Genomic DNA, 18,970 nt, shown 5'->3' with positions numbered 1-18,970 from the left:
GCACCGGCCCCCGCACCGGCGCCGCCCGCGCCCATGCAGCCGCCGGCCCCGGGCCCGCAGTACTCCTCGTCGCCCGTCCCGGCGCCCTCACCGCCGCCTCCGCCGCAGCAGCTGCCGTCGGGCGCCCACCAGGCCGGCCCCTACACCGGCCCGCAGCAGGTCTCGCCCGTGCCCGCGCAGCAGAACGCCCCGTCGCTGGCGGACGCGGTCAAGGCCGCCCACCAGGAGGGCCAGGACTTCGGCGAGTCCGTCGCCCGCGACGCGCCCGCGCTGTGGCTGGAGGCCGTCCTCGCCCGCAAGCCGCGGATGCCGTCCGACCTGGAGGCGCGGCTCCTGCAGGGGTCCTCGCTGCCCATCGACTTCCTGCTGCACGACGAGGTGCGGCACGCGCTGCGCCGCGGCTTCTGGGACGCCCTAGAACGTTCCCGCCGCTGATACCGGGCATTCGCGCAGGTCAACTGACGGGTACGCACCGGTATCACGCGATCATCCCCGATTCGGCCGCTTCGGCCGTGCGGCGACGGGTAGCGTTGAAGCGTGACGCATGTGACGGAAGACGATCTCGACGACCTGGAGTTCGACACCCTGCGCACCGGCGATCACATCTCGGCGGCACGCCGGCTCGCCGAGCTGGCCGAGTCGGTGTCCGGCGGGGTGTCGCGCGCCAACGTCCTGCTGCGCGCCGGTGAGCAGTGGCAGCACGCCGGCGACCATGCCAAGGCGGCGGAGCTGTACCGCCGGGCCCTGGAGGACGGCGGGGAGACCTACGGCGATCCGCGCGCCTACCTCGCGGACGCCCTGTTCGAGCTGGGCCACGCCGCGGAGGCCCGCACGCTCGTCGACCAGATCCGCGCCGACGAGCCGCGCGACCCCGAGGTGTACCGGGCCGTGGCGGAGGTGCTCTACGCGCAGGGCGACGCGACCGGCGCCCACGAGTGGGCGACCAGCGGCGCCGACGTGGTCCTCGCCCTGCGCGAGCGGGCCGCCGTCGGCAGCGGCGTGGGCGGTGGTTCCCCCGAGCCGGACGTGGTCGTCCCCGCTCCGGACGACGTCAACATCGCCGAGGACAGCCTCGAAGCCCTGCTCCGCCTCCGCTACCGCGCCCGGATCGACCTGGGGCGCGGCGAGGACGACTACGACGCCCTCCTGGACGACCTGCTCAAGAACGGCTGACGCGACCCCGCGGAGCGGCGGGGCGGTTCACGGCAGGCGGTTACAGCGGGCGGTTCACAGCAGGCGGTTACAGCAGGGCGACCAGTTCGCTGAGGGACGCCGCCACGGTCGCCGGCGGCTCGTGCTCGACCACGGGCCAGCGGCGCAGCCGCGCCTCCCTGAGCGCCTCCGCCTGCCCGCCGGACGCCGACCCGTCCGAAGGGGTCCGGAGGTAGCCGCAGGGCGCCTCCGGCCAATCTGGGGGCATCGGGAGCTCATCGTGGGGCGCCCCCTCGCCGTGGCGGTGCATCGGCCGGGGGAGTTCGGCGTCCACGAACACGTAACCGCCCACGGGCCGGTGCGCGGCGCGCTGGGCGAGCGAGACGCCGGGCAGCAGCGGCCCGGCGGCGCCGCGGGCGACGAGGACGAGCGGGGTCGCCGGCCCGGCCGCCGCGATGAGCAGCGAGGCGCGGGCGATGTAGCGGGGCCCGGTGTCGGGGACGTCCGGTGCGACGACCTCCAGCCCGTGCGAGCGGAGCCCCTCCGGCACATCGCCCCAGGACGTCGCGTCGGCCTCCGGCGCGTGCAGCAGGACCAGCGTTCCCGGCGTCATGTCCACCCCCCACGGAACCGTACACGGCGGGCGCGCGGCTCGGGCTCGGGCGCCGGACGCGGTCCGGCGGGCGCGGGTGAATAGGGTCGTGGCGTGAGCGACCGCGAAGAGCTGCTGCAGATGATCAAGGACAAGGCCGTGGTGCACGGGGACTTCACGCTGTCCTCGGGGAAGCGGGCGTCCTGGTACGTGGACCTGCGCCGGGTCACCCTGGACGGGACGGCCGCGCCGCTGGTGGGCCGGGTCATGCTGGACGAGACCGCCGACCTCGGCTACGACGCCGTCGGCGGGCTCACGCTCGGCGCCGACCCGGTCGCGACCGCGATGCTGCACGCGGCGGCGGCCCGCGGCCGCGCGCTGGACGCCTTCGTGGTCCGCAAGGCCGGCAAGGCCCACGGGCTGCAGCGGCGCATCGAGGGCCCGGACGTCGCGGGCCGCCGGGTGCTGGCCGTCGAGGACACCTCGACCACCGGCGGGTCGGTCCTCACGGCGGTGGAGGCGCTGCGGGAGGCGGGCGCGGAGGTCGTTGCGGTCGCGACGATCCTGGAGCGCGGCGCGGCCGGCCGCATCGCCGCGGAGGGGCTGACCTACCGCCACCCCTACGACGTCACCGACCTCGGCCTGGGCTAGCTCTGGGCCGGCCCTGGGCTGGCTCGGCCCCGGCTAGGAGGACCGCTCCCCGACGAACCACTGGCCGCGCTGCCCGTTCGGCACCCGCGGCTGCTCCTTGCCGTAGATGGTCACCTGCAGCGAGCCGCCGTTGAAGGCGACGACCTGGAGGGGGGCCTCGTCGTACTGGAGGATGTCGCCGGTGCCGAGCTGGCCGTTGGTGAGCACCTTGCCCTGCGCGTCGGCGACCCGGACGACGACGGTGGTGGGCTGGCCGGTCACCCGGATCACCAGCGGGACCGCCGACTGCGGCACGGAGGCGGTGGCGTCGCGCGACGGCGACGGGTCCGCCCCGCCGCCGCCTCCACCACCACCGCCGTCCTCGCCGGACGGCGTGCCGGATGTGACCGGGCCCTGCTGGTCGGGCTCGCCGGATATCGCGTCGACCAGAGCCATGGCGCCCACGACGAGAAGTGCCAAGGCGGCCATCACGGCCACGACCGCGATCAGAATGCGCGCGAGACCCCTAGGGTCCGACCGATGACGTCCCACATGGGGAGGTTAGCGATAACTGTCACCGCTGAGCGACGGACGTGACTCTTCGGGGCCATTCTTATTCGGACTCTGGTCCGATTTTGGGCCGCCCTTCATCACCTCGCGGATGATCGGAATGAGCGAGAGCACGACGATCACCACCACGCCGGGCAGGATGTAGGACTCGATCTCGGGCACGTTGGCGCCGAGGAAGTGACCGAGCAGGAACAGCGACTCCGTCCAGAGCACACCGCCGATCGTGTTCCAGATGAAGAACTTCTTGCGGTCCATGCCGAGCATCCCGGCGAGCGGGTTGAGGAACGTCCGCACGATCGGGATGAACCGGGCCAGCACCACGGCCTTGGCGGGGCCGAACCGGTTGAAGTAGTACTCCGCCTTCTCGACCCACTCCTGCCGGAAGATCCGGGAGTCGGGGCGGTCGAAGAGCCGGCGGCCGTACCGCTCGCCGAGCCAGTGGCCCGTCTGCGCGCCGGCGATCGCCGCGATCGGGCCGCCGATCATCAGCCAGGTCAGCGACAGCGGCTGGAACTCCTGCCCGTTGACGGTGGAGACGGCCGTGAGGATCCCCGCCGTGAACAGCAGTGAGTCACCGGGTAGCAGACAGCCGAACAGCAGTCCGGTCTCGGCGAAGATGATGGCGATGACGCCGATCGTCGCGAACGTGCCGAAGAGCTGCAGCCAGGCGGTCGGGTGCAGCCACTCGGTGATACTGAGGGGAAGGGTCATGAGCTCCACACGGCGAGCGTACCTTTCCACACGCTCGGGGAAGGCGGGATACTGATGGCGGACGGCATGCCCGACCCGGAAATCGTGTGGCCGGGCGCTCACCCCGGGTACCCGCACGACCGGGGGCTTCCGCCCGGCCGGATGCCCACCGGCACCGACCCAGTGAAAGGACGCTGATCAATGCCCATCGCAACGCCCGAGGTCTACGCGGAGATGCTCGACCGTGCGAAGCGCGACGGCTTCGCGTTCCCCGCGATCAACGTGACGTCCAGCCAGACGCTGAACGCCGCGCTGCGCGGCTTCGCCGAGGCGGAGAGCGACGGCATCGTGCAGGTGTCCACCGGGGGGGCCGAGTACCTGTCCGGCTCCACCGTCAAGGACATGGTCACGGGCGCGACCGCGCTGGCGGAGTACGCCCGGGTCGTGGCCGACAAGTACCCGGTGAACATCGCCCTGCACACCGACCACTGCCCCAAGGACAAGCTGGACGGCTTCATGCGTCCGCTGATCAAGATCTCCCAGGAGCGGGTGTCGCGCGGCGAGGAGCCGCTGTTCCAGTCGCACATGTGGGACGGGTCCGCCGTCGAGCTGCACGAGAACCTGCGGATCGCCGAGGAGCTCCTGGACGAGTGCGCCAAGGCGAACATCATCATGGAGATGGAGATCGGCGTCGTCGGCGGCGAGGAGGACGGCGTCGCCCACGAGATCAACGAGAAGCTCTACACGACGACCGGTGACGCGCTCGCGACCGCCGAGGCCGTCGGGGTGGGCGAGAAGGGCCGCTACATCCTCGCGGCGACGTTCGGGAACGTGCACGGCGTCTACAAGCCGGGCTCGGTCAAGCTGCGTCCCGAGGTGCTCAAGGAGATCCAGGACGCGGTCGGCGCCAAGTACGGCAAGGAGAAGCCGTTCGACCTGGTGTTCCACGGCGGCTCGGGCTCCTCGCTGGAGGAGATCCGCGAGGCGGTGTCGTACGGCGTCATCAAGATGAACGTCGACACCGACACCCAGTACGCGTTCACCCGCCCGGTCGCCGAGCACATGTTCCGCAACTACGACGGCGTGCTGAAGGTGGACGGCGAGGTCGGCAACAAGAAGCAGTACGACCCGCGCTCGTGGGGCAAGGCCGCCGAGACGTCGATGGCCGCGCGCATCGTGGAGGCCGCGGAGAACCTCCAGTCCGCGGGCAAGAAGCTCAAGTAGCGGACGATCCGGCGGCGGCCGGGCGGCACGGCGCTCGAATCGGTGAGCTCCGCACCCGCCCGGCGGCCCCCGGGTTGCTTGACGCAACGACGTAGGCTTGCGGTGTGGCACTGCCCCGCACCTACGAGTCGCAGAACTGCTCGATCGCCCGGTCGCTGGAGGTCGTCGGCGACCGGTGGACGCTGCTGGTCATCCGCAGCGCCTTCGAGGGCGTGCGGCGCTTCGACGACTTCCAGGACGCGCTGGGCGTCGCGCGCAACGTCCTCACCGACCGGCTGAACCGGCTGTGCGACGAGGGCATCATGCGGCGCGTCCCGTACCAGGACCGCCCGGAGCGCTTCGAGTACCGGCTCACCCGCAAGGGCGTCGAGCTGTGGCCGGCGATGATGACCCTGCTGATGTGGGGCGACCGCCACTACGCCCCCGAAGGCCCGCCCGTGCTCGTCGGCCACCGCGGGTGCGCGGGCGCGCTGACGCCGCGCTTCACCTGCGACGCCTGCGGCAGCCCCCTCGGCCCGTCCGACGTGGAACCGCGTCCCGGCCCGAGCGCCTGAAAAATTGAGGGTTGCTTCACGCAACCATCTGCGGTCCAATAAGTTGCATGACGCAACTCGATGTGCGCAGCGCCGCCCACATTGACCCCACGCCGGACGACCTCCGGATCCGCCCGTACGGGATCACCGACCACGACCGCGTCCACCGGATGTCGGAGCGGCTGTCCGCCGCCAGCCTCTACACCCGGTTCTTCTCGGGCACGCCCCGGCTCCCCGACCACTACGTCGGCCTGCTCGACGGCCTCGACCACTGGGACCGCGACGCCCTGGTGGCCTTGGACGGCGACGAGATCGTGGGGATCGCCGAGTACGCCCGCGACCGCAAACAGCCCTGGCGGGCCGACGTCGCCGTCCTGATCGCCGACCCGTGGCAGCGCCGCGGCCTCGGGTCCGTCCTGGTGACCTGCCTGACCGAGCTCGCCGGCCGGCGCGGCATCACCGAGTTCGACGCGGACGTCATCCTGGAGAACCGCCCGGCACTGCGCTTCGTCCACCGGGGCTGGCCGGCCGCCGTCTCCACCACCGACGGCGGCTCGGCCCACTTCCACCTGCCGCTACCCGGCCCGGCCGTCCGCTGAGGTCGCGCCCCGGATTGAAGCGGGGCCGGCCGGGCTGCCTACGATGGCCCACATGACCCAGAACCTGCTCGGCGGTCCTCCTCCGACCGAACTCCCGGACAACGATGAGGCCCGGACGGCGCTGGAGAACGGCATCGACCCGTTCGAGGTCGCCGCGCGCCACCCGGACTACACCGGCGCGTGGGCCGAGCTGGCGGACCGCGCCTTCGCCAACGGCAGCGTCATCGACTCCTACGCGTTCGCGCGCACCGGCTACCACCGCGGGCTCGACCAGCTCCGCCGCGCCGGCTGGAAGGGCCACGGGCCCGTCCCCTGGGAGCACGAGGCCAACCGCGGCTTCCTTCGCGCGCTGCACGCCCTCGGCCGGGCCGCCGCCGCCATCGGCGAGGACCACGAGGCCGAGCGCTGCAAGGCGTTCCTCCGCGACAGCAGCCCCACCGCCGCGGACGTCCTGGCGAGCTGATCGGGCGTTCCGCGGGAGGTGAGGCGCTGTTTCCTCGGCTTCCGCGGAAAGGTAGGCTTTGATCGCAAGAGGCCCCATCGCTCCTTGCGGCGACCGGGGCCTTCGTCGTGGGAAGGGATAGCGGCATGCCTGCCATCGTTCTGGTCGGGGCGCAGTGGGGAGACGAGGGCAAGGGCAAGGCCACGGACCTCCTCGGCGGGGACGTCGACTACGTCGTCCGCTACCAGGGCGGCAACAACGCGGGGCACACCGTCGTCATCGGCGACAAGAGCTACGCGCTCCACCTGCTGCCGTCCGGGGTCCTGTCACCCGACGTCGTGCCCGTGATCGGCAACGGCGTGGTGATCGACCCGGCGGTGCTGCTCGGCGAGATCGACGGCCTGCGCGACCGCGGCATCTCCTGCGAGCGCCTGCTGATCTCGGCGAACGCGCACTTGATCATGCCGCACCACCGGGCCCTCGACAAGGTCACCGAGCGGTACCTCGGCAAGGCCCGGATCGGCACCACCGGCCGCGGCATCGGCCCGACCTACGCCGACAAGATCAACCGGATGGGCATCCGCGTCCAGGACCTGTTCGACCCGAACATCCTCACGCAGAAGCTCGACCTGGCGCTGCGCGAGAAGAACCAGGTCCTCACCAAGGTCTACAACCGGCGCCGCATCGACACGGGGCCGATCGTCCAGGAGTACGTGGCCTACGGCGAGCGGCTGCGGCCGTTCGTCGCCGACACCGCCACGGTCCTGAACAAGGCCCTGGAGGACGACAAGGTCGTCCTGCTGGAGGGCGCCCAGGGCACGCTCCTGGACATCGACCACGGCACCTACCCGTTCGTGACGTCGTCCAGCCCGACCGCGGGCGGCGCGTGCGCGGGCTCCGGCGTGGGCCCCACGAGGATCACCCGGGTCATCGGCATCATCAAGGCGTACACGACCCGCGTCGGCTCCGGCCCGTTCCCCACCGAGCTGCTGGACGAGCAGGGCGAGTACCTGCGCACGGCCGGCGGGGAGTACGGCGTCACCACGGGCCGCGACCGCCGCTGCGGCTGGTTCGACGCCGTCCTCGCCCGCTACGCCACGCGCGTCAACGGCATCACGGACTACTTCCTCACGAAGCTGGACGTCCTGTCCGGCCTGGAGCGCGTCCCGGTGTGCGTCGCCTACGAGATCGACGGGCAGCGCGTGGACGAGTTCCCCATGACGCAGACCGAGTTCCACCACGCCAAGCCCGTCCTCGAGTACCTGGACGGCTGGCAGGAGGACATCACGGGCGCCAAGACGTTCGACGACCTCCCGGCCAACGCGCAGGCGTACGTCCGCTCCCTGGAGGAGATGTCCGGCTGCCGCATCTCCGCGATCGGCGTCGGCCCCGGGCGCGACCAGACGCTCTCGCTACGTTCCCTGGTCTGACGTGGTCGAGGTCCACGGCCACCGGGGAGCGCGTGGTCTCCGCCCGGAGAACACCCTCCCCGGCTTCGTCCACGCCCTGGAGCTGGGCGTGGACGCGATCGAGCTGGACGTGGGCATGTCCGCCGACGGCACGGTCGTCCTCAACCACGACCAGACGCTCTCCCCGGTGAACCTCACCGACACGGCCCCGGCCTGGCCCGACGACCCAGCGTTCCCCTACGTGGGCAAGCGCCTAAGGGACCTGACGCTGAAACAGCTCCGCACACTGGATGCGGGCACCCGCCTCCACGAGGCGTTCACCCAAACCCCAGTCCCCGGCGCGCACATCCCCACCCTCGCCGAGACATGCGCCCTGCTGGCTCCCACGGGCGTCACACTGGCCGTAGAACTCAAGACCGACCCCACGTGGCCCCTAAAGGACGTAGAGCGCCTCACAGCGGCCGTAGCGGACATCCTCACCACCGCGAACCTGACCGGCCGCTCCCGCCTCCTGGCCTTCGACTGGCGCGTCCTGCAGGTGGCCCGCCAAAACCACCCCGCCTTCACCCGAGTGGCCCTGCTGGAACGCAAAACCGCCCTCCCGGACACTGCCTGGCTGGCCGGCCTCCCACCGAACGACCCGGTCGCCGCCGCAGCAGCGATAGGCGCCACCTTCCTGTCCCCGGAACACGCGATGACCACCCCGGACCTGGTGGCCAGGGCCCACACCCACAACCTCCAGGTAGCCGTCTGGACGGTGAACACCCCGCAAGAAGCAGCGCGTTTCGCCCGCTACGGAGCCGACGCCCTGGTGACCGACTACCCCGACCGGCTACAGCACCTACGCGCGGACCGCTAGCGGCGCCTACAACCAGCCGTTGCGGCGGAATCCTCTGTAGAGCGAGAAGCAGGCCATGGCGATGACGCAGAGGATCATGGGGTAGCCGAAGCGCCAGCGGGTCTCGGGCATGAAGTCGAAGTTCATGCCGTAGACGCCCGCTATGGCGGTGGGGACCATGAAGATGGCGCCCCAGGCGGAGATCTTGCGCATGTCCTTGTTGTCGGCGACGGTGACCTGGGTCATGTGCGCCTGCAGGATGGGGTTGAGGAGTTCGTCGTAGGACTCGACCTGCTCGCGGACGCGGGTGAGGTGGTCTTCGACGTCGCGGAGGTACTCCCTTATCTCGGCTGGGACGAAGCGGCGGCCCGAGAGGTTGCGCAGGGGGCCGGCCAAGGGGCCGACGGCGCGCTTGAGCTGGATGACCTCGCGCTTGAGGCGGTAGATGCGGCGGGATTCGTCGGTGCGTTCGGGGGAGAACACGGCCTCTTCGACCTCGTCGATGTCCTCCATGACGGCGTTCGCCACGCAGACGTAGCCGTCCACGACGCGGTCGGCGACGGCGTGGACCACGGCGGCGGGGCCGAGCACGAGGCGCTCCGGCTGCCGTTCCAGGTCGCGGCGGACGGAGCCGAGTTCGCCGTGGGCGCCGTGCCGGACGGTGACGACGAAGTCGGGGCCGCAGAACAGCATGATCTCACCGGTTTCGACGACCTCCGCGCCGCCGTGGCCGCTGGCGACGTATCCGACGGTCTTCATGACGACGAAGTGGACGTCGTCGTAGCGCTCCAGTTTGGGCCGCTGGTGGGCGTGGATGGCGTCCTCGACGGCGAGCGGGTGCAGGCCGAAGACCTCGGCGAGGTCGGCGAGTTCGGTGGCGGACGGCTCGTGCAGGCCGACCCAGACGAAGCCGGCGCTGTCGCCTTCGGGGACGAGGCGGCCGTCGCGGATGAGGCGGACGGCGTCGGCGACGGTGTCGGTGGAGACGCGGTGCCCGTCGATGTAGGCGGCCCAGTCGATGACGGCGGAGCCGCGGTGCGGAGCCTGGACGCCGGTGGGCCTGCCGCGCGTCTTGAACAGGACGCGGCCAGGGCGTACTCGTGTCATGGCCATGGGGTGCTCCTAACCCGCCGGCCACGCACGTAGCGCGCGCTCGACCCGGGCTGGTCAGCTGAGGGAGCGCGCGAAGGCCATGGCCGGACGCCAGATGGAGGCGGACGGTCGGACAGTCCGGTTCGGACTGTGAGGGTTTTCCGGCGAACCGCAAGGATCACCAGGACTCATCCCGACCACCTCCTTTCACACCTCGGTCAAGCCGGTCGCAGCCTATCAGCCGACATTTGGGACGCCGCCCGGAACGGATATGTTCCCCGGTACCCCGAGTGAGTGCGGTCACCCGGCGGTCCGGCGCCTAGATGCCCAGTATGCTCGCGTGACGTGCGAGTACTCGTCCTTGGATCGGGTGGCCGCGAGCATGCGCTCGCCCGCGCCCTGCACCGCGACCCTGCCGTCACCGCCCTCCACTGCGCCCCGGGCAACCCGGGCACGGCCGAGATCGCGGTCAACCACGTGCTCGACCCGTGCGACCCGGTGGCGGTGACAGAGCTCGCCGGGCGGCTCCGCGCCGATCTGGTGGTCGCGGGCCCGGAGGCCGTGCTGGTCGCCGGAGTGGGCGACGCGTTGCGCACGGCGGGGTTCCCCTGCTTCGGGCCCGACCGCGCCGCCGCGCACATCGAGGCGTCCAAGGCGTTCGCGAAGGAGATCATGGCGAAGGCGGGCGTCCCGACCGCCGACGCGCGGGTCTGCGAGACGGCCGAGGCGGCGGACGAGGCCCTGGACGCCTTCGGCCCGCCCTACGTGGTGAAGGACGACGGCCTGGCCGCGGGCAAGGGCGTCGTCGTGACCCTGGACCGCGTCGCCGCGCGCGGGCACGCCACCTCCTGCGAGCGCGTCGTGATCGAGGAGTTCCTGGACGGCCCCGAGGTGTCGCTGTTCGCGCTGTCCGACGGGCAGCACGCCGTGCCGCTGCTCCCCGCGCAGGACTTCAAGCGCGCCTACGACGGCAACGACGGCCCCAACACGGGCGGCATGGGCGCCTACGCGCCGCTCCCCTGGGCGCCGCCGGGCCTGGTGGACGAAGTCATGTCCACGGTCATCCAGCCCACCGTGGACGAGATGCGCCGCCGCGAGATCCCCTACGTCGGTGTCCTGTACGCGGGGTTGGCGCTGACGTCCAAGGGCGTGCGCGTCGTGGAGTTCAACGCCCGTTTCGGTGACCCCGAGACCCAGGTCGTCCTGGACCGCCTGGCCACGCCCCTGGCGACGCTGCTGCAAGCCTGCGCGATCGGTGGTCTCGACCCCGAGTTCCGCCCGGAGTGGCATCCGGGTGCGGCCGTGACCGTCGTCCTGGCGGCGGAGGGCTACCCGTCCGCCCCGGTGAAGGGCGACGTCATCACGGGCCTGGACGAGGCTGCCAAGGTCGAGGGCGCCTACGTCCTCCACGCCGGCACGAAGCTGGACGAGGGCGGGCGCCTCCTGGCGAACGGCGGCCGCGTCCTCAACGTCGTGGGCACCGGCCCGGACGTGCCCACCGCCCGCGCCACCGCATACGAGGCCCTGTCCAACATCACCCTCCGCGGCTCCCACCACCGCACCGACATCGCCGCACTGTAGGGGCACGCCTCCCTGGGGACGCACTAGGTCGTACCACCTGGGACAATGAGCACGTGATTGAGCGGTACACACTTCCGGAAATGGGGCGCGTCTGGAGTGACGCGCACAAGTACGAGCTTTGGTGTCGGGTGGAGGTCCTCGTCGTCGAGGCCCACGCCGAGGCCGGCACGATCCCGCCGGAGGTGGTGGAGCCGGTGCGCAAGGCACCGCCTCCGACGCCGGAGGCGGTGCATGAGATCGAGGCGGTCACGCAGCACGACGTGATCGCCTTCCTTTCGGCCTGGGCGGACAACACCGAGCCGCGCGAGGCCGCCCGGTACGTCCACTTCGGCATGACGTCGTCGGACCTGCTCGACACCGCGCTCGCGCTGCAGCTCGTCGAGGCGACCGACATCCTGCTGGCGAAGGCGGACGCGCTCGTCGCGACGCTCCGGGACCACGCGCTGGAGCACCGGGCGACGCTGCGGGTCGGGCGGACGCACGGCATCCACGGCGAGCCGGACGTGTGGGGCCACCGCGTCGCGGACTTCGCGTTCGCCATGGCCCGGTCCCGCGACCGGCTCCGCCGCGCCCGGGAGGCCGTCGGGGTGATGGCGATCTCCGGCGCGGTCGGCACGTACTCCAACATCGACCCGGCGGTGGAGCGGCACGTCGCGGCCGCGCTGGGGCTGCGGAGCGCGGACGTGTCGACGCAGGTCGTGATGCGGGACGGGATCTCCGAGTGGGTCTCCGCGCTGGCGATCATGGCGACGGTGTGCGAGGCGGTCGCGCTGGAGGTCCGGCACGGGCAGCGCACCGAGGTCCGCGAGCTGTGGGAGCCGTTCGGCAAGGGCCAGAAGGGCTCGTCGGCGATGCCGCACAAGAAGAACCCGATCATCTCCGAGCGGCTGGCGGGGATGGCGCGGATCGTGCGGGCGCAGATCGTCCCGGTGCTGGAGGGCATCCCGCTCTGGCACGAGCGCGACATCTCGCACTCGTCCACGGAGCGGATCGCGCTGCCGGACGCGTCCATCGCGCTCGACTACATGCTGCACCTGACGAACCGCCTCATGTCCGGCCTCGTCGTCGATGCGGGGCAGATGCGGGTGAACCTGGACTCGACCGGCGGCCTCATCTACACCTCGACCGTGCTGCTCGAGCTGGTCGAGGCGGGCATGTCGCGCGACGACGAGGCATACCCTCTGGTCCAGAAGGCCGCGATGGAGACGTGGGAGAGCGGTACGCCGTTCCGCGAGACGCTGCGCAAGCACGCCGCCGAGGCGAACCTCGCGCTGGACGAGGCGCGCCTGGACGAGGTGTGCCGCCCCGAGCGCTTCGTCGAACGCCTCGGCCCGGTCTTCGACCGCCTGGCCGAACTCCGCTGACTCTGCGCCGGCCCCTCGGGAGGGACCTTGACCGCGACCCTGATCGAACTGAACATCTACCCCCTCAAGAGCGCGGGCCGCACCACCCTGCCCAGTGCCGAACTGCTGTCGACCGGGCTGCGGTTCGACCGCGAGTTCATGCTCGTCACCCCCGAGGGCCGCTTCCTGTCGCAGCGGGACCACGCGGAGATGGCGCTGCTGCGGCCGTCCTACGACGGCGAGATCCTCACGGTGCGCGCGCCGGACGTCCCGGCGCTCGTGCACAAGGCCACCGACGACGGCGAGGTCCTGGACGTCACCGTCGCCCGCTCGGAGGGCCGCGGCGTCGACCAGGGCGAGGAGGCCGCCGCGTGGTTCTCGGCCCGGCTCGACCGCGACTGCCGGCTGGTGCGCTTCACCGGCCACCGGCCCACGTCGCGCGGCGGCGGCGAGGTGATGTTCGCGGACGGCTACCCGCTGCTGCTGATCTCCGCCGAGTCGCTCGCCGACCTCAACGGGCGCCTGGACGAGCCCCTGCCGATGAACCGGTTCCGCCCCAGCCTCGTCGTCGCGGGGCTCGGCGCGTTCGGTGAGGACTCGGCGCGCCTCCTGCGCATCGGCGAGACCGTCATCGAGGCGGTCAAGCCGTGCAGCCGCTGCGTCATCACCACCACCGACCAGGACACCGGCGAGCGGGGGCGCGAGCCGCTGCGGACGCTCGCCTCCTACCGCTCCCGTGACCGCGGCATCCAATTCGGCCAGAACTGCGTCCCGCGCACCCTGGGGACGCTCAGGCTGGGCGACCGGGTCGAGGTCCTGGAGTCGCACTGACGGACCGCCGGGGGTGCGCCGCCGGGGTCCGCGGGACGTCCGGGGCGCTCTGAAGATCAACGTAGACTTCGTCGGGTCGGCACGCCCGCCCCTACGCTCACCTTGGGAGATTTCCCGCGGGAGGCGAACCTTCGGGGCGTTTCGCGTGTCTTAACGAGCAGGACCGATGACCGCGGCTCGGGCGGGTAAGGCACGTTCGAGCCGGTGGTTTACTGGGGCCGCGTTGGCGCAGAGGGGGACACCGTTCGGCGCGCTCGGCCCTCGTGCTCCCACTTGACGGCACGTTTTTCCGCACCCGATAAGGAGATCAGGCGGCATGAGCATGGGCCACGAGGTTCGGTACCGCGTGCGCGGGGGCCGGCAGCTGCACGGCACCGTATTCATCCAGGGGGCGAAGAACGCCGTCCTGCCGATGATCGGTGCCTCGCTGATGGCCGCCAAGGGACGGACCGTGCTGCGCAACGTCCCGATCATCGAGGACGTGCGGCGTGCGGTGGAGCTGGCGCGGGCCGTGGGGGCGAAAGCCGAGCTGCACGAGACCGAGCGCACCCTGGTGATCGACGCGTCGTCGCTGAGCAGCCCGGTGCTGCCCGCGGAGATCGCGTCCCGGTTCCGCGGGTCGTTCCTGTTCGTCCCGGCGCTGCTGCACCGCCTCGGTGAGGCGGTCATCGAGGGCGTCGGCGGCTGCAACCTCGGCAGCCGCAACCTCGACTTCCACTACAACGGCTTCAAGCGGATGGGCGCCACGGTCACCGAGCACGTGGCCGACAACGGCGACGGCATCATCCACATCAAGGCCGGCGACCTGCGCGGCGGAACGCTCTACTGCGACACCCCGTCGCACACCGGCACCGAGAACCTGATCATGGCGGCGGCGCTGGCGCACGGCACCACGATGATCAAGAACGCGGCGCTGGAGCCCGAGGTGCTGGACAACATCGCCATCCTGCAGGCGATGGGCGCCAAGATCCGCGGCGGCGGCACCGGGTTCATCACCGTCGAGGGCGTGGACGAGCTGACCGCCGTCGAGCACACCGTGATGCCCGACCGGATCGACGCCGGCGTCTTCGTGATGGCCGCCGCGATCACCGGCGGCGACCTCAGCCTGGTCGGCGCCAGCCTGGAGCACCTCGGCGTCGCCGCCGACAAGCTGGAGCAGATGGGCGTCGAGTTCAACCAGCAGGGCGCGGTGCTCCAGGTCCGCCGCGAGCGGACGCTGCGCCCGATCAACGTCATCACCGACGAGTACCCGGGCTTCGCCACCGACCTGCAGTCGCCGATCATGGCGCTGTCCTGCCTGGCCGAGGGCCCGTCCTATATCTACGAGCGGATCTTCGACGGCCGGTTCAAGCTGGCCGACGAGCTCGGCAAGATGGGCGCCGACATCGAGGTGGACGGCAACCGCGCGAAGGTGAACGGGCCGGGCGCCCTGCGCGGCGCCGAGGTCGAGGCGCACGACCTGCGCTGCGGCAGCGCGCTGGTGCTGGCCGGCCTCGCCGCCGAGGGCGAGACGACGATCACCTCCGCCTACTACCTCGACCGCGGGCACGCGCACACCGCCGAGCGGCTGTCCCAACTCGGCGCCGAGATCGTCCGCGAGGCCGACTAGCCCGCGGCGGTCATCCGGACCGCTCGATTCGGCCGATTGTGGCCCTGTCCTGACCAACTTTGACGTGACACCTGACGAGGGCTGTAACGCCGGATCGGAGGCGTTATGGCAATGAGTTACGAATCGACTACGCAGCGTTTGTCAGCGGCGTCCGGGGGGATGTCCTGACAAGGCGCTGAGCTGGGAAGTAAACCGGTGGAACGGTCCGCTTAGGGCGGACCGCAACGCCCCGGGAATTCGCCGCCGGCGATCACCGGGCATGGAACAACGGATCGCTCGTCTTTCTCCCCGGCGCGGCATCGGGACGAACGCACCACCGCCTGCTGGTAAACCAAACGCACCCCGGAGGGGTCTCCTTACTGCGCGAGAGCGCGGCGGGAGGCCCCTCCGGGTGTTTTCGGGTCTTGTTTTTCAACTTCGGACACCCGAAGATGCAGGATCAAGGCTGGCCGAATGGTGACAAATTACTGACCAGGGGGTCGCGTAGGTTACTTTTTCGCCGCACTCTTGATTCGATTTCGCGTCTGGGCGTCACACATCGCCGTCCCGATCCGATCTGCCAGCAGAAGGGTTCTTCCGCGGCCGGCCGGTGGCGGAGGTGACGGGCGAGTCCGCTCCGCTGTCAGGAGAGGGGTACGGGCAGCGAGAAGAAGTCGGCCGCCACCGAAAGGTGGGGGCCGTGGGAAGGAAGCGCTCGTCCGCTGAAAGGCTGGCGGACGGGGGCTGCGGGAAGAAGGTGCTCGTCCGCTGGAAGGGTGGCGGGTGGGGGCTGCGGGAAGGCGGATCGGCACGGGAACTGCGGTGCTGGGCAGAAGGCAGGGCGACAAGCCATGAGTCAACCGTTAGGCGGAGCGTGCGCGAACGCGTGGTCGGGGTCGGACCCCCGCCGAGAGGATGGACCGGAAGCGAGCGATCATCGATGACGGCCGCACGAACGGGATCGGTCACCCCCGACCTCACGATCGGCGTCGTGGGTCCGCATGACCTGGTCGAAAGGGTCATGCTCATGGGCCACGGCCCCACGCCGGTACCGAGCCGGCTGGTGGCCGCCGCATACCGAGACGAACAGGAGGCGGCCGACAAGGTCGTGCGGCTGGGATCGGGCGTCGACGTATGCCTGTTCGCCAGCCCCGTCCCCTACGACTTCGCGCGCAAGGCGGGCGTGCTGACCATGCCGGCGACGTACGTCCCGCTGAACGGCGCCGCCCTGCAGGGCGCGCTGCTGCGGGCGTCCCTCGACGAGCGCTTCGACCCGGCCAGGGTGAGCATCGACGTGCTCGGCCGCGCCGAGGTCGAGGAGGCGTACTCCGAGATCAGCCTGGGCACCGAGCAGGTCCATCTGCGCGAGGAGGCCGCCGGCCCCGGCACGCTCGCCGCCTTCCACGAGCGGCTGTGGCGGCGCGGCGCGACGACCGTCGCGATGACCTGCGTGCACGCCACCGCGGAGCGGATGGAGATGGCCGGCGTGCCGACGCTGCGGGTCCGCCCGACCGGCGCGGCGATCCGCAGCTCGCTGCAGACGGCGGCGCTGCTCGGCGCGCACCACCGGCTGGAGGAGTCGCAGCTCGTCGTCGTGCTGGTGGACGTGCCGACGCTGCGCGAGACCCCGCGCCGCGTCACCCCGCGGTACTGGCGCGACGAGCTGAAGCTCGCCCTGCACCGGGTGCTGCTGCAGGAGGCGCACCGGATGAACGCGTCGGTGTGGCCGCTGGACGACCACAGCTACCTGGTCATCGCGACGCGCGGCTCGGTCACCGCGTCCACCGAGGGGTTCCGGACGCCGCCGTTCGTCGAACGCGTCCGCGAGGAACTCGGCCTCGCGATCGAGGTCGGCATCGGCATGGGCCGTACCGCGCACGAGGCGGAGAACCACGCCCGCGCCGCGCTGGCCCGGTCGCAGAGTTCGCAGCGGGCGCAGGGCTTCGCCCTGGACCGCGACGGCCGGGCGCTCGTCCCCGCACCGCGCACCCCGCCGCGGACGCCGCCGCAGGCCAAGCCCAAGGGGCTGGAGATCCTCGCGCGCCTCGCCGACAAGCTCGGCGACCAGGAGCAGCCGCTGATCGTGGACGCGGAGAACGCCGGCAAGATGCTCGGCGTCACGCCCCGCACGGCCCGCCGCCTCCTGCGCACCCTCGTCGAGGAGGGCCTCGCCTGGCCGCTGCCCCCGAACCGGACACCGCAGCCGGGCCGCCCCCGGCAGCTCTACCGCCTGATCGTCGAGAAGCTGGGGCCGGCGAAGACCGGCTGAGCGCGGTGCCATCCCCGGTGCGGGCCGTCCCCGGCGCCGGGGACGGCCCGCGTCCGCTCAGCCGCGGATGAAGGCCCTGGCCACGGCCAGGAAGGCGTCGTTCTCCTCCGGCGAGCCGATCGAGACGCGGGCGCCCTCCCCGGCGAACGGGCGGACGCTCACCCCCTGGGCGTCGCAGGCCGCGGAGAACTCCATCGTCCGGTCGCCGAGGCGCAGCCAGACGAAGTTGGCCTCGGTCGGCGGGACCGTCCAGCCGTCCGCGACGAGGGCGCCGTGGACGCGGTCGCGCTCCTTCACCGTCCCCTCGACGCGTTCGAGCAGCTCGTCCGTGGCCCGCAGCGACGCGATGCCCGCCGCCTGCGCGACGGAGTTCACGCTGAACGGCAGGAACGTCTTGCGGATCGCCTCCGCCACCACGGGGTGCGCGACGAGGAAGCCGATGCGCAGGCCGGCCAGCCCGTACGCCTTGGAGAACGTCCGCAGGATCGCGAGGTTCGGGCGGTCGCCGTACATCGTGAGGCCGTCGGGGACCTCGTCGTCGCGGATGTACTCGCGGTACGCCTCGTCCAGCACGACGAGGCAATCGGCGGGGACGCGGTCCAGGAACGCCTCCAGCTCGGCGCGGCGGACGGCGGTGCCCGTGGGGTTGTTCGGGTTGCAGACGAAGACGAGCCGCGTCCGGTCGGTGATCGCGTCGGCCATCGCGGCGAGGTCGTGCGTCTCGTCCCGCAGCGGCACCTGGACGCCCGTCGCGCCGGACAGCGACACCAGCAGCGGGTACGCCTCGAACGACCGCCACGCGTACACCACCTCGGCGCCCGGCTCGGCCACGGCCTCCAGGAGCATCTGCGTCACCCCGACGGACCCGCAGCCCACGGCGACGTGGTCGGCGGGGACGCCGCAGAACGACGCGATCTCCTCGGTCAGCGCGGTGGCGTTGTTGTCGGGGTAGCGGTTGACGTTGCGGGCGGCCTCGCCGATCGCGTCCACGACCGACGGCAGCGGGCCGTGCGGCGACTCGTTGGACGACAGCTTGAACGAGCGGCCCTCGGGTGACACCACGACCTTGCCGGGCTTGTAAGCCACGAACCGGTCGAGGACGGAGCGGAAGCGCGGAGTGGTTGCCTCGGACACCGTTGTCCTCCAGGTTGCACAGGGGTGATGGGGCCAGCCTACGAGGCGGCCCTCGGCGCGCGGTACACCGTCACGCGGTCTGCCGCATCATCCAGCAGACCGCCACGATCCGAACGAACTCCCAGTCGCGCACGTTCTCCGGCCACCAGCCGCGGTTGACGGCGTCCTCGGCGAACCGGTGCAGATACCGCAGGAGCTCCTGCTTGCCGGCGGCGCCGAGTTCGTCCCGCAGGCTGGCGACATGCTGGTCGACCGCCGCGGCCAGCCCGGGGGTATCGGCCATGTGCGCGATGCCGGCGTCTCCGATGTCCTGGACGAGCGCGCCGAGTGCTTCGGGCGAGTCACCGTTCATGGTTCGCGAAACTAGCAACCACACGGCGACGTTTCGAAATCGCCCCTGCTCAACCAGGCCCGCCCACCCCCACCGAACCGTTGACTTGCGGCGTGTTGTTG

Annotated in this window: 19 protein-coding genes and 1 pseudogene; 14 read left to right on the top strand and 6 right to left on the bottom strand. The window is 71.4% G+C overall.

What is annotated here, in order from left to right:
- Positions 1–435: pseudogene (locus E1200_RS34840) on the top strand (NYN domain-containing protein); the annotation flags it as partial.
- Between the two features lie 102 nt (positions 436–537).
- A complete protein-coding gene (locus tag E1200_RS17480; RefSeq protein WP_243708638.1) occupies positions 538–1,173 on the top strand; it encodes a tetratricopeptide repeat protein in 636 nt (211 codons plus the stop codon).
- Positions 1,174–1,240: 67 nt separating this feature from the next.
- On the opposite strand, the gene E1200_RS17475 is transcribed toward E1200_RS17480, so the two are convergent.
- Positions 1,241–1,765: a hypothetical protein gene (locus E1200_RS17475; protein ID WP_131953099.1), complete on the bottom strand. Its 525-nt coding sequence runs from the start codon at positions 1,763–1,765 to the stop codon at positions 1,241–1,243.
- A gap of 93 nt (positions 1,766–1,858) precedes the next feature.
- On the opposite strand from E1200_RS17475, the gene pyrE reads away from it, so the two are divergent.
- A complete protein-coding gene (pyrE, locus tag E1200_RS17470) occupies positions 1,859–2,395 on the top strand; it encodes an orotate phosphoribosyltransferase (protein ID WP_131953098.1) in 537 nt (178 codons plus the stop codon).
- Between the two features lie 33 nt (positions 2,396–2,428).
- Here the strand turns inward: pyrE and E1200_RS17465 are convergent, their stop codons facing one another.
- The gene (locus E1200_RS17465) at positions 2,429–2,863 is read right to left on the bottom strand and encodes a hypothetical protein (protein WP_243708639.1); all 435 of its coding nucleotides are present in this window, start codon (positions 2,861–2,863) and stop codon (positions 2,429–2,431) included.
- Positions 2,864–2,935: 72 nt separating this feature from the next.
- Positions 2,936–3,655, bottom strand: a complete 720-nt coding sequence (locus E1200_RS17460) for a DedA family protein (RefSeq protein WP_131953101.1) — start codon at positions 3,653–3,655, stop codon at positions 2,936–2,938.
- 180 nt (positions 3,656–3,835) lie between these two features.
- Between E1200_RS17460 and fbaA the strand changes: the two genes are divergently transcribed.
- From fbaA to E1200_RS17430, 6 genes are all read left to right on the top strand, one after another.
- Entirely contained in the window at positions 3,836–4,858 is a 1,023-nt protein-coding gene (gene fbaA / locus E1200_RS17455) for a class II fructose-bisphosphate aldolase (protein ID WP_131953096.1), read from the top strand.
- A gap of 104 nt (positions 4,859–4,962) precedes the next feature.
- A complete protein-coding gene (locus tag E1200_RS17450) occupies positions 4,963–5,412 on the top strand; it encodes a helix-turn-helix domain-containing protein (RefSeq protein WP_131953095.1) in 450 nt (149 codons plus the stop codon).
- Positions 5,413–5,459: 47 nt separating this feature from the next.
- A complete protein-coding gene (locus E1200_RS17445; RefSeq protein ID WP_131953094.1) occupies positions 5,460–5,990 on the top strand; it encodes a GNAT family N-acetyltransferase in 531 nt (176 codons plus the stop codon).
- A 43-nt stretch (positions 5,991–6,033) separates the two neighbouring features.
- On the top strand, positions 6,034–6,453 hold the full coding sequence (locus tag E1200_RS17440) for a DUF3151 domain-containing protein (protein WP_165950347.1): 420 nt from the start codon (positions 6,034–6,036) through the stop codon (positions 6,451–6,453).
- A 125-nt stretch (positions 6,454–6,578) separates the two neighbouring features.
- A complete protein-coding gene (locus tag E1200_RS17435) occupies positions 6,579–7,862 on the top strand; it encodes an adenylosuccinate synthase (protein WP_131953092.1) in 1,284 nt (427 codons plus the stop codon).
- Position 7,863: 1 nt separating this feature from the next.
- On the top strand, positions 7,864–8,700 hold the full coding sequence (locus tag E1200_RS17430) for a glycerophosphodiester phosphodiesterase family protein (RefSeq protein ID WP_131953091.1): 837 nt from the start codon (positions 7,864–7,866) through the stop codon (positions 8,698–8,700).
- Positions 8,701–8,706: 6 nt separating this feature from the next.
- Here the strand turns inward: E1200_RS17430 and E1200_RS17425 are convergent, their stop codons facing one another.
- A complete protein-coding gene (locus E1200_RS17425; RefSeq protein ID WP_131953090.1) occupies positions 8,707–9,792 on the bottom strand; it encodes a magnesium and cobalt transport protein CorA in 1,086 nt (361 codons plus the stop codon).
- A gap of 324 nt (positions 9,793–10,116) precedes the next feature.
- Between E1200_RS17425 and purD the strand changes: the two genes are divergently transcribed.
- The 5 genes from purD to E1200_RS17400 all read left to right on the top strand — a co-directional run bounded on the left by purD (position 10,117) and on the right by E1200_RS17400 (position 17,383).
- Entirely contained in the window at positions 10,117–11,352 is a 1,236-nt protein-coding gene (purD, locus tag E1200_RS17420; RefSeq protein WP_131953089.1) for a phosphoribosylamine--glycine ligase, read from the top strand.
- A gap of 53 nt (positions 11,353–11,405) precedes the next feature.
- Positions 11,406–12,716, top strand: a complete 1,311-nt coding sequence (purB, locus tag E1200_RS17415; RefSeq protein ID WP_131953088.1) for an adenylosuccinate lyase — start codon at positions 11,406–11,408, stop codon at positions 12,714–12,716.
- A gap of 27 nt (positions 12,717–12,743) precedes the next feature.
- The gene (locus E1200_RS17410) at positions 12,744–13,526 is read left to right on the top strand and encodes an MOSC N-terminal beta barrel domain-containing protein (RefSeq protein WP_131953087.1); all 783 of its coding nucleotides are present in this window, start codon (positions 12,744–12,746) and stop codon (positions 13,524–13,526) included.
- A 322-nt stretch (positions 13,527–13,848) separates the two neighbouring features.
- Positions 13,849–15,135: a UDP-N-acetylglucosamine 1-carboxyvinyltransferase gene (gene murA, locus E1200_RS17405; RefSeq protein ID WP_131953100.1), complete on the top strand. Its 1,287-nt coding sequence runs from the start codon at positions 13,849–13,851 to the stop codon at positions 15,133–15,135.
- 919 nt (positions 15,136–16,054) lie between these two features.
- Positions 16,055–17,383 carry a transcriptional regulator gene (locus tag E1200_RS17400; RefSeq protein WP_131953086.1) on the top strand — a complete coding sequence of 443 codons (1,329 nt, stop codon included), beginning with the start codon at positions 16,055–16,057 and terminating at the stop codon, positions 17,381–17,383.
- A 57-nt stretch (positions 17,384–17,440) separates the two neighbouring features.
- On the opposite strand, the gene hisC is transcribed toward E1200_RS17400, so the two are convergent.
- Together hisC and E1200_RS17390 are read right to left on the bottom strand one after the other, a co-directional pair.
- Entirely contained in the window at positions 17,441–18,517 is a 1,077-nt protein-coding gene (gene hisC / locus E1200_RS17395) for a histidinol-phosphate transaminase (protein WP_131953085.1), read from the bottom strand.
- Between the two features lie 70 nt (positions 18,518–18,587).
- Positions 18,588–18,869 carry a DUF6401 family natural product biosynthesis protein gene (locus E1200_RS17390; protein ID WP_131953084.1) on the bottom strand — a complete coding sequence of 94 codons (282 nt, stop codon included), beginning with the start codon at positions 18,867–18,869 and terminating at the stop codon, positions 18,588–18,590.
- Positions 18,870–18,970 lie beyond the last annotated feature (101 nt).

Origin of the sequence: Actinomadura sp. GC306 (assembly GCF_004348665.1) — a bacterium.
In the GTDB taxonomy this organism is placed as follows: domain Bacteria; phylum Actinomycetota; class Actinomycetes; order Streptosporangiales; family Streptosporangiaceae; genus Spirillospora.
This window is presented reverse-complemented; position numbering and strand designations above follow the sequence as displayed.

Coding starts and splice junctions, on each gene's coding strand:
- E1200_RS17400 (WP_131953086.1), top strand. CDS start 16,055: ATGACGGCCGCACGAACGGGATCGGTCACCCCCGACCTCACGATCGGC.
- E1200_RS17475 (WP_131953099.1), bottom strand. CDS start 1,765: ATGACGCCGGGAACGCTGGTCCTGCTGCACGCGCCGGAGGCCGACGCG.
- E1200_RS17440 (WP_165950347.1), top strand. CDS start 6,034: ATGGCCCACATGACCCAGAACCTGCTCGGCGGTCCTCCTCCGACCGAA.
- E1200_RS17435 (WP_131953092.1), top strand. CDS start 6,579: ATGCCTGCCATCGTTCTGGTCGGGGCGCAGTGGGGAGACGAGGGCAAG.
- E1200_RS17465 (WP_243708639.1), bottom strand. CDS start 2,863: ATGGCCGCCTTGGCACTTCTCGTCGTGGGCGCCATGGCTCTGGTCGAC.
- fbaA (WP_131953096.1), top strand. CDS start 3,836: ATGCCCATCGCAACGCCCGAGGTCTACGCGGAGATGCTCGACCGTGCG.
- E1200_RS17425 (WP_131953090.1), bottom strand. CDS start 9,792: ATGGCCATGACACGAGTACGCCCTGGCCGCGTCCTGTTCAAGACGCGC.
- E1200_RS17445 (WP_131953094.1), top strand. CDS start 5,460: ATGACGCAACTCGATGTGCGCAGCGCCGCCCACATTGACCCCACGCCG.
- E1200_RS17390 (WP_131953084.1), bottom strand. CDS start 18,869: ATGAACGGTGACTCGCCCGAAGCACTCGGCGCGCTCGTCCAGGACATC.
- E1200_RS17460 (WP_131953101.1), bottom strand. CDS start 3,655: ATGACCCTTCCCCTCAGTATCACCGAGTGGCTGCACCCGACCGCCTGG.
- murA (WP_131953100.1), top strand. CDS start 13,849: ATGGGCCACGAGGTTCGGTACCGCGTGCGCGGGGGCCGGCAGCTGCAC.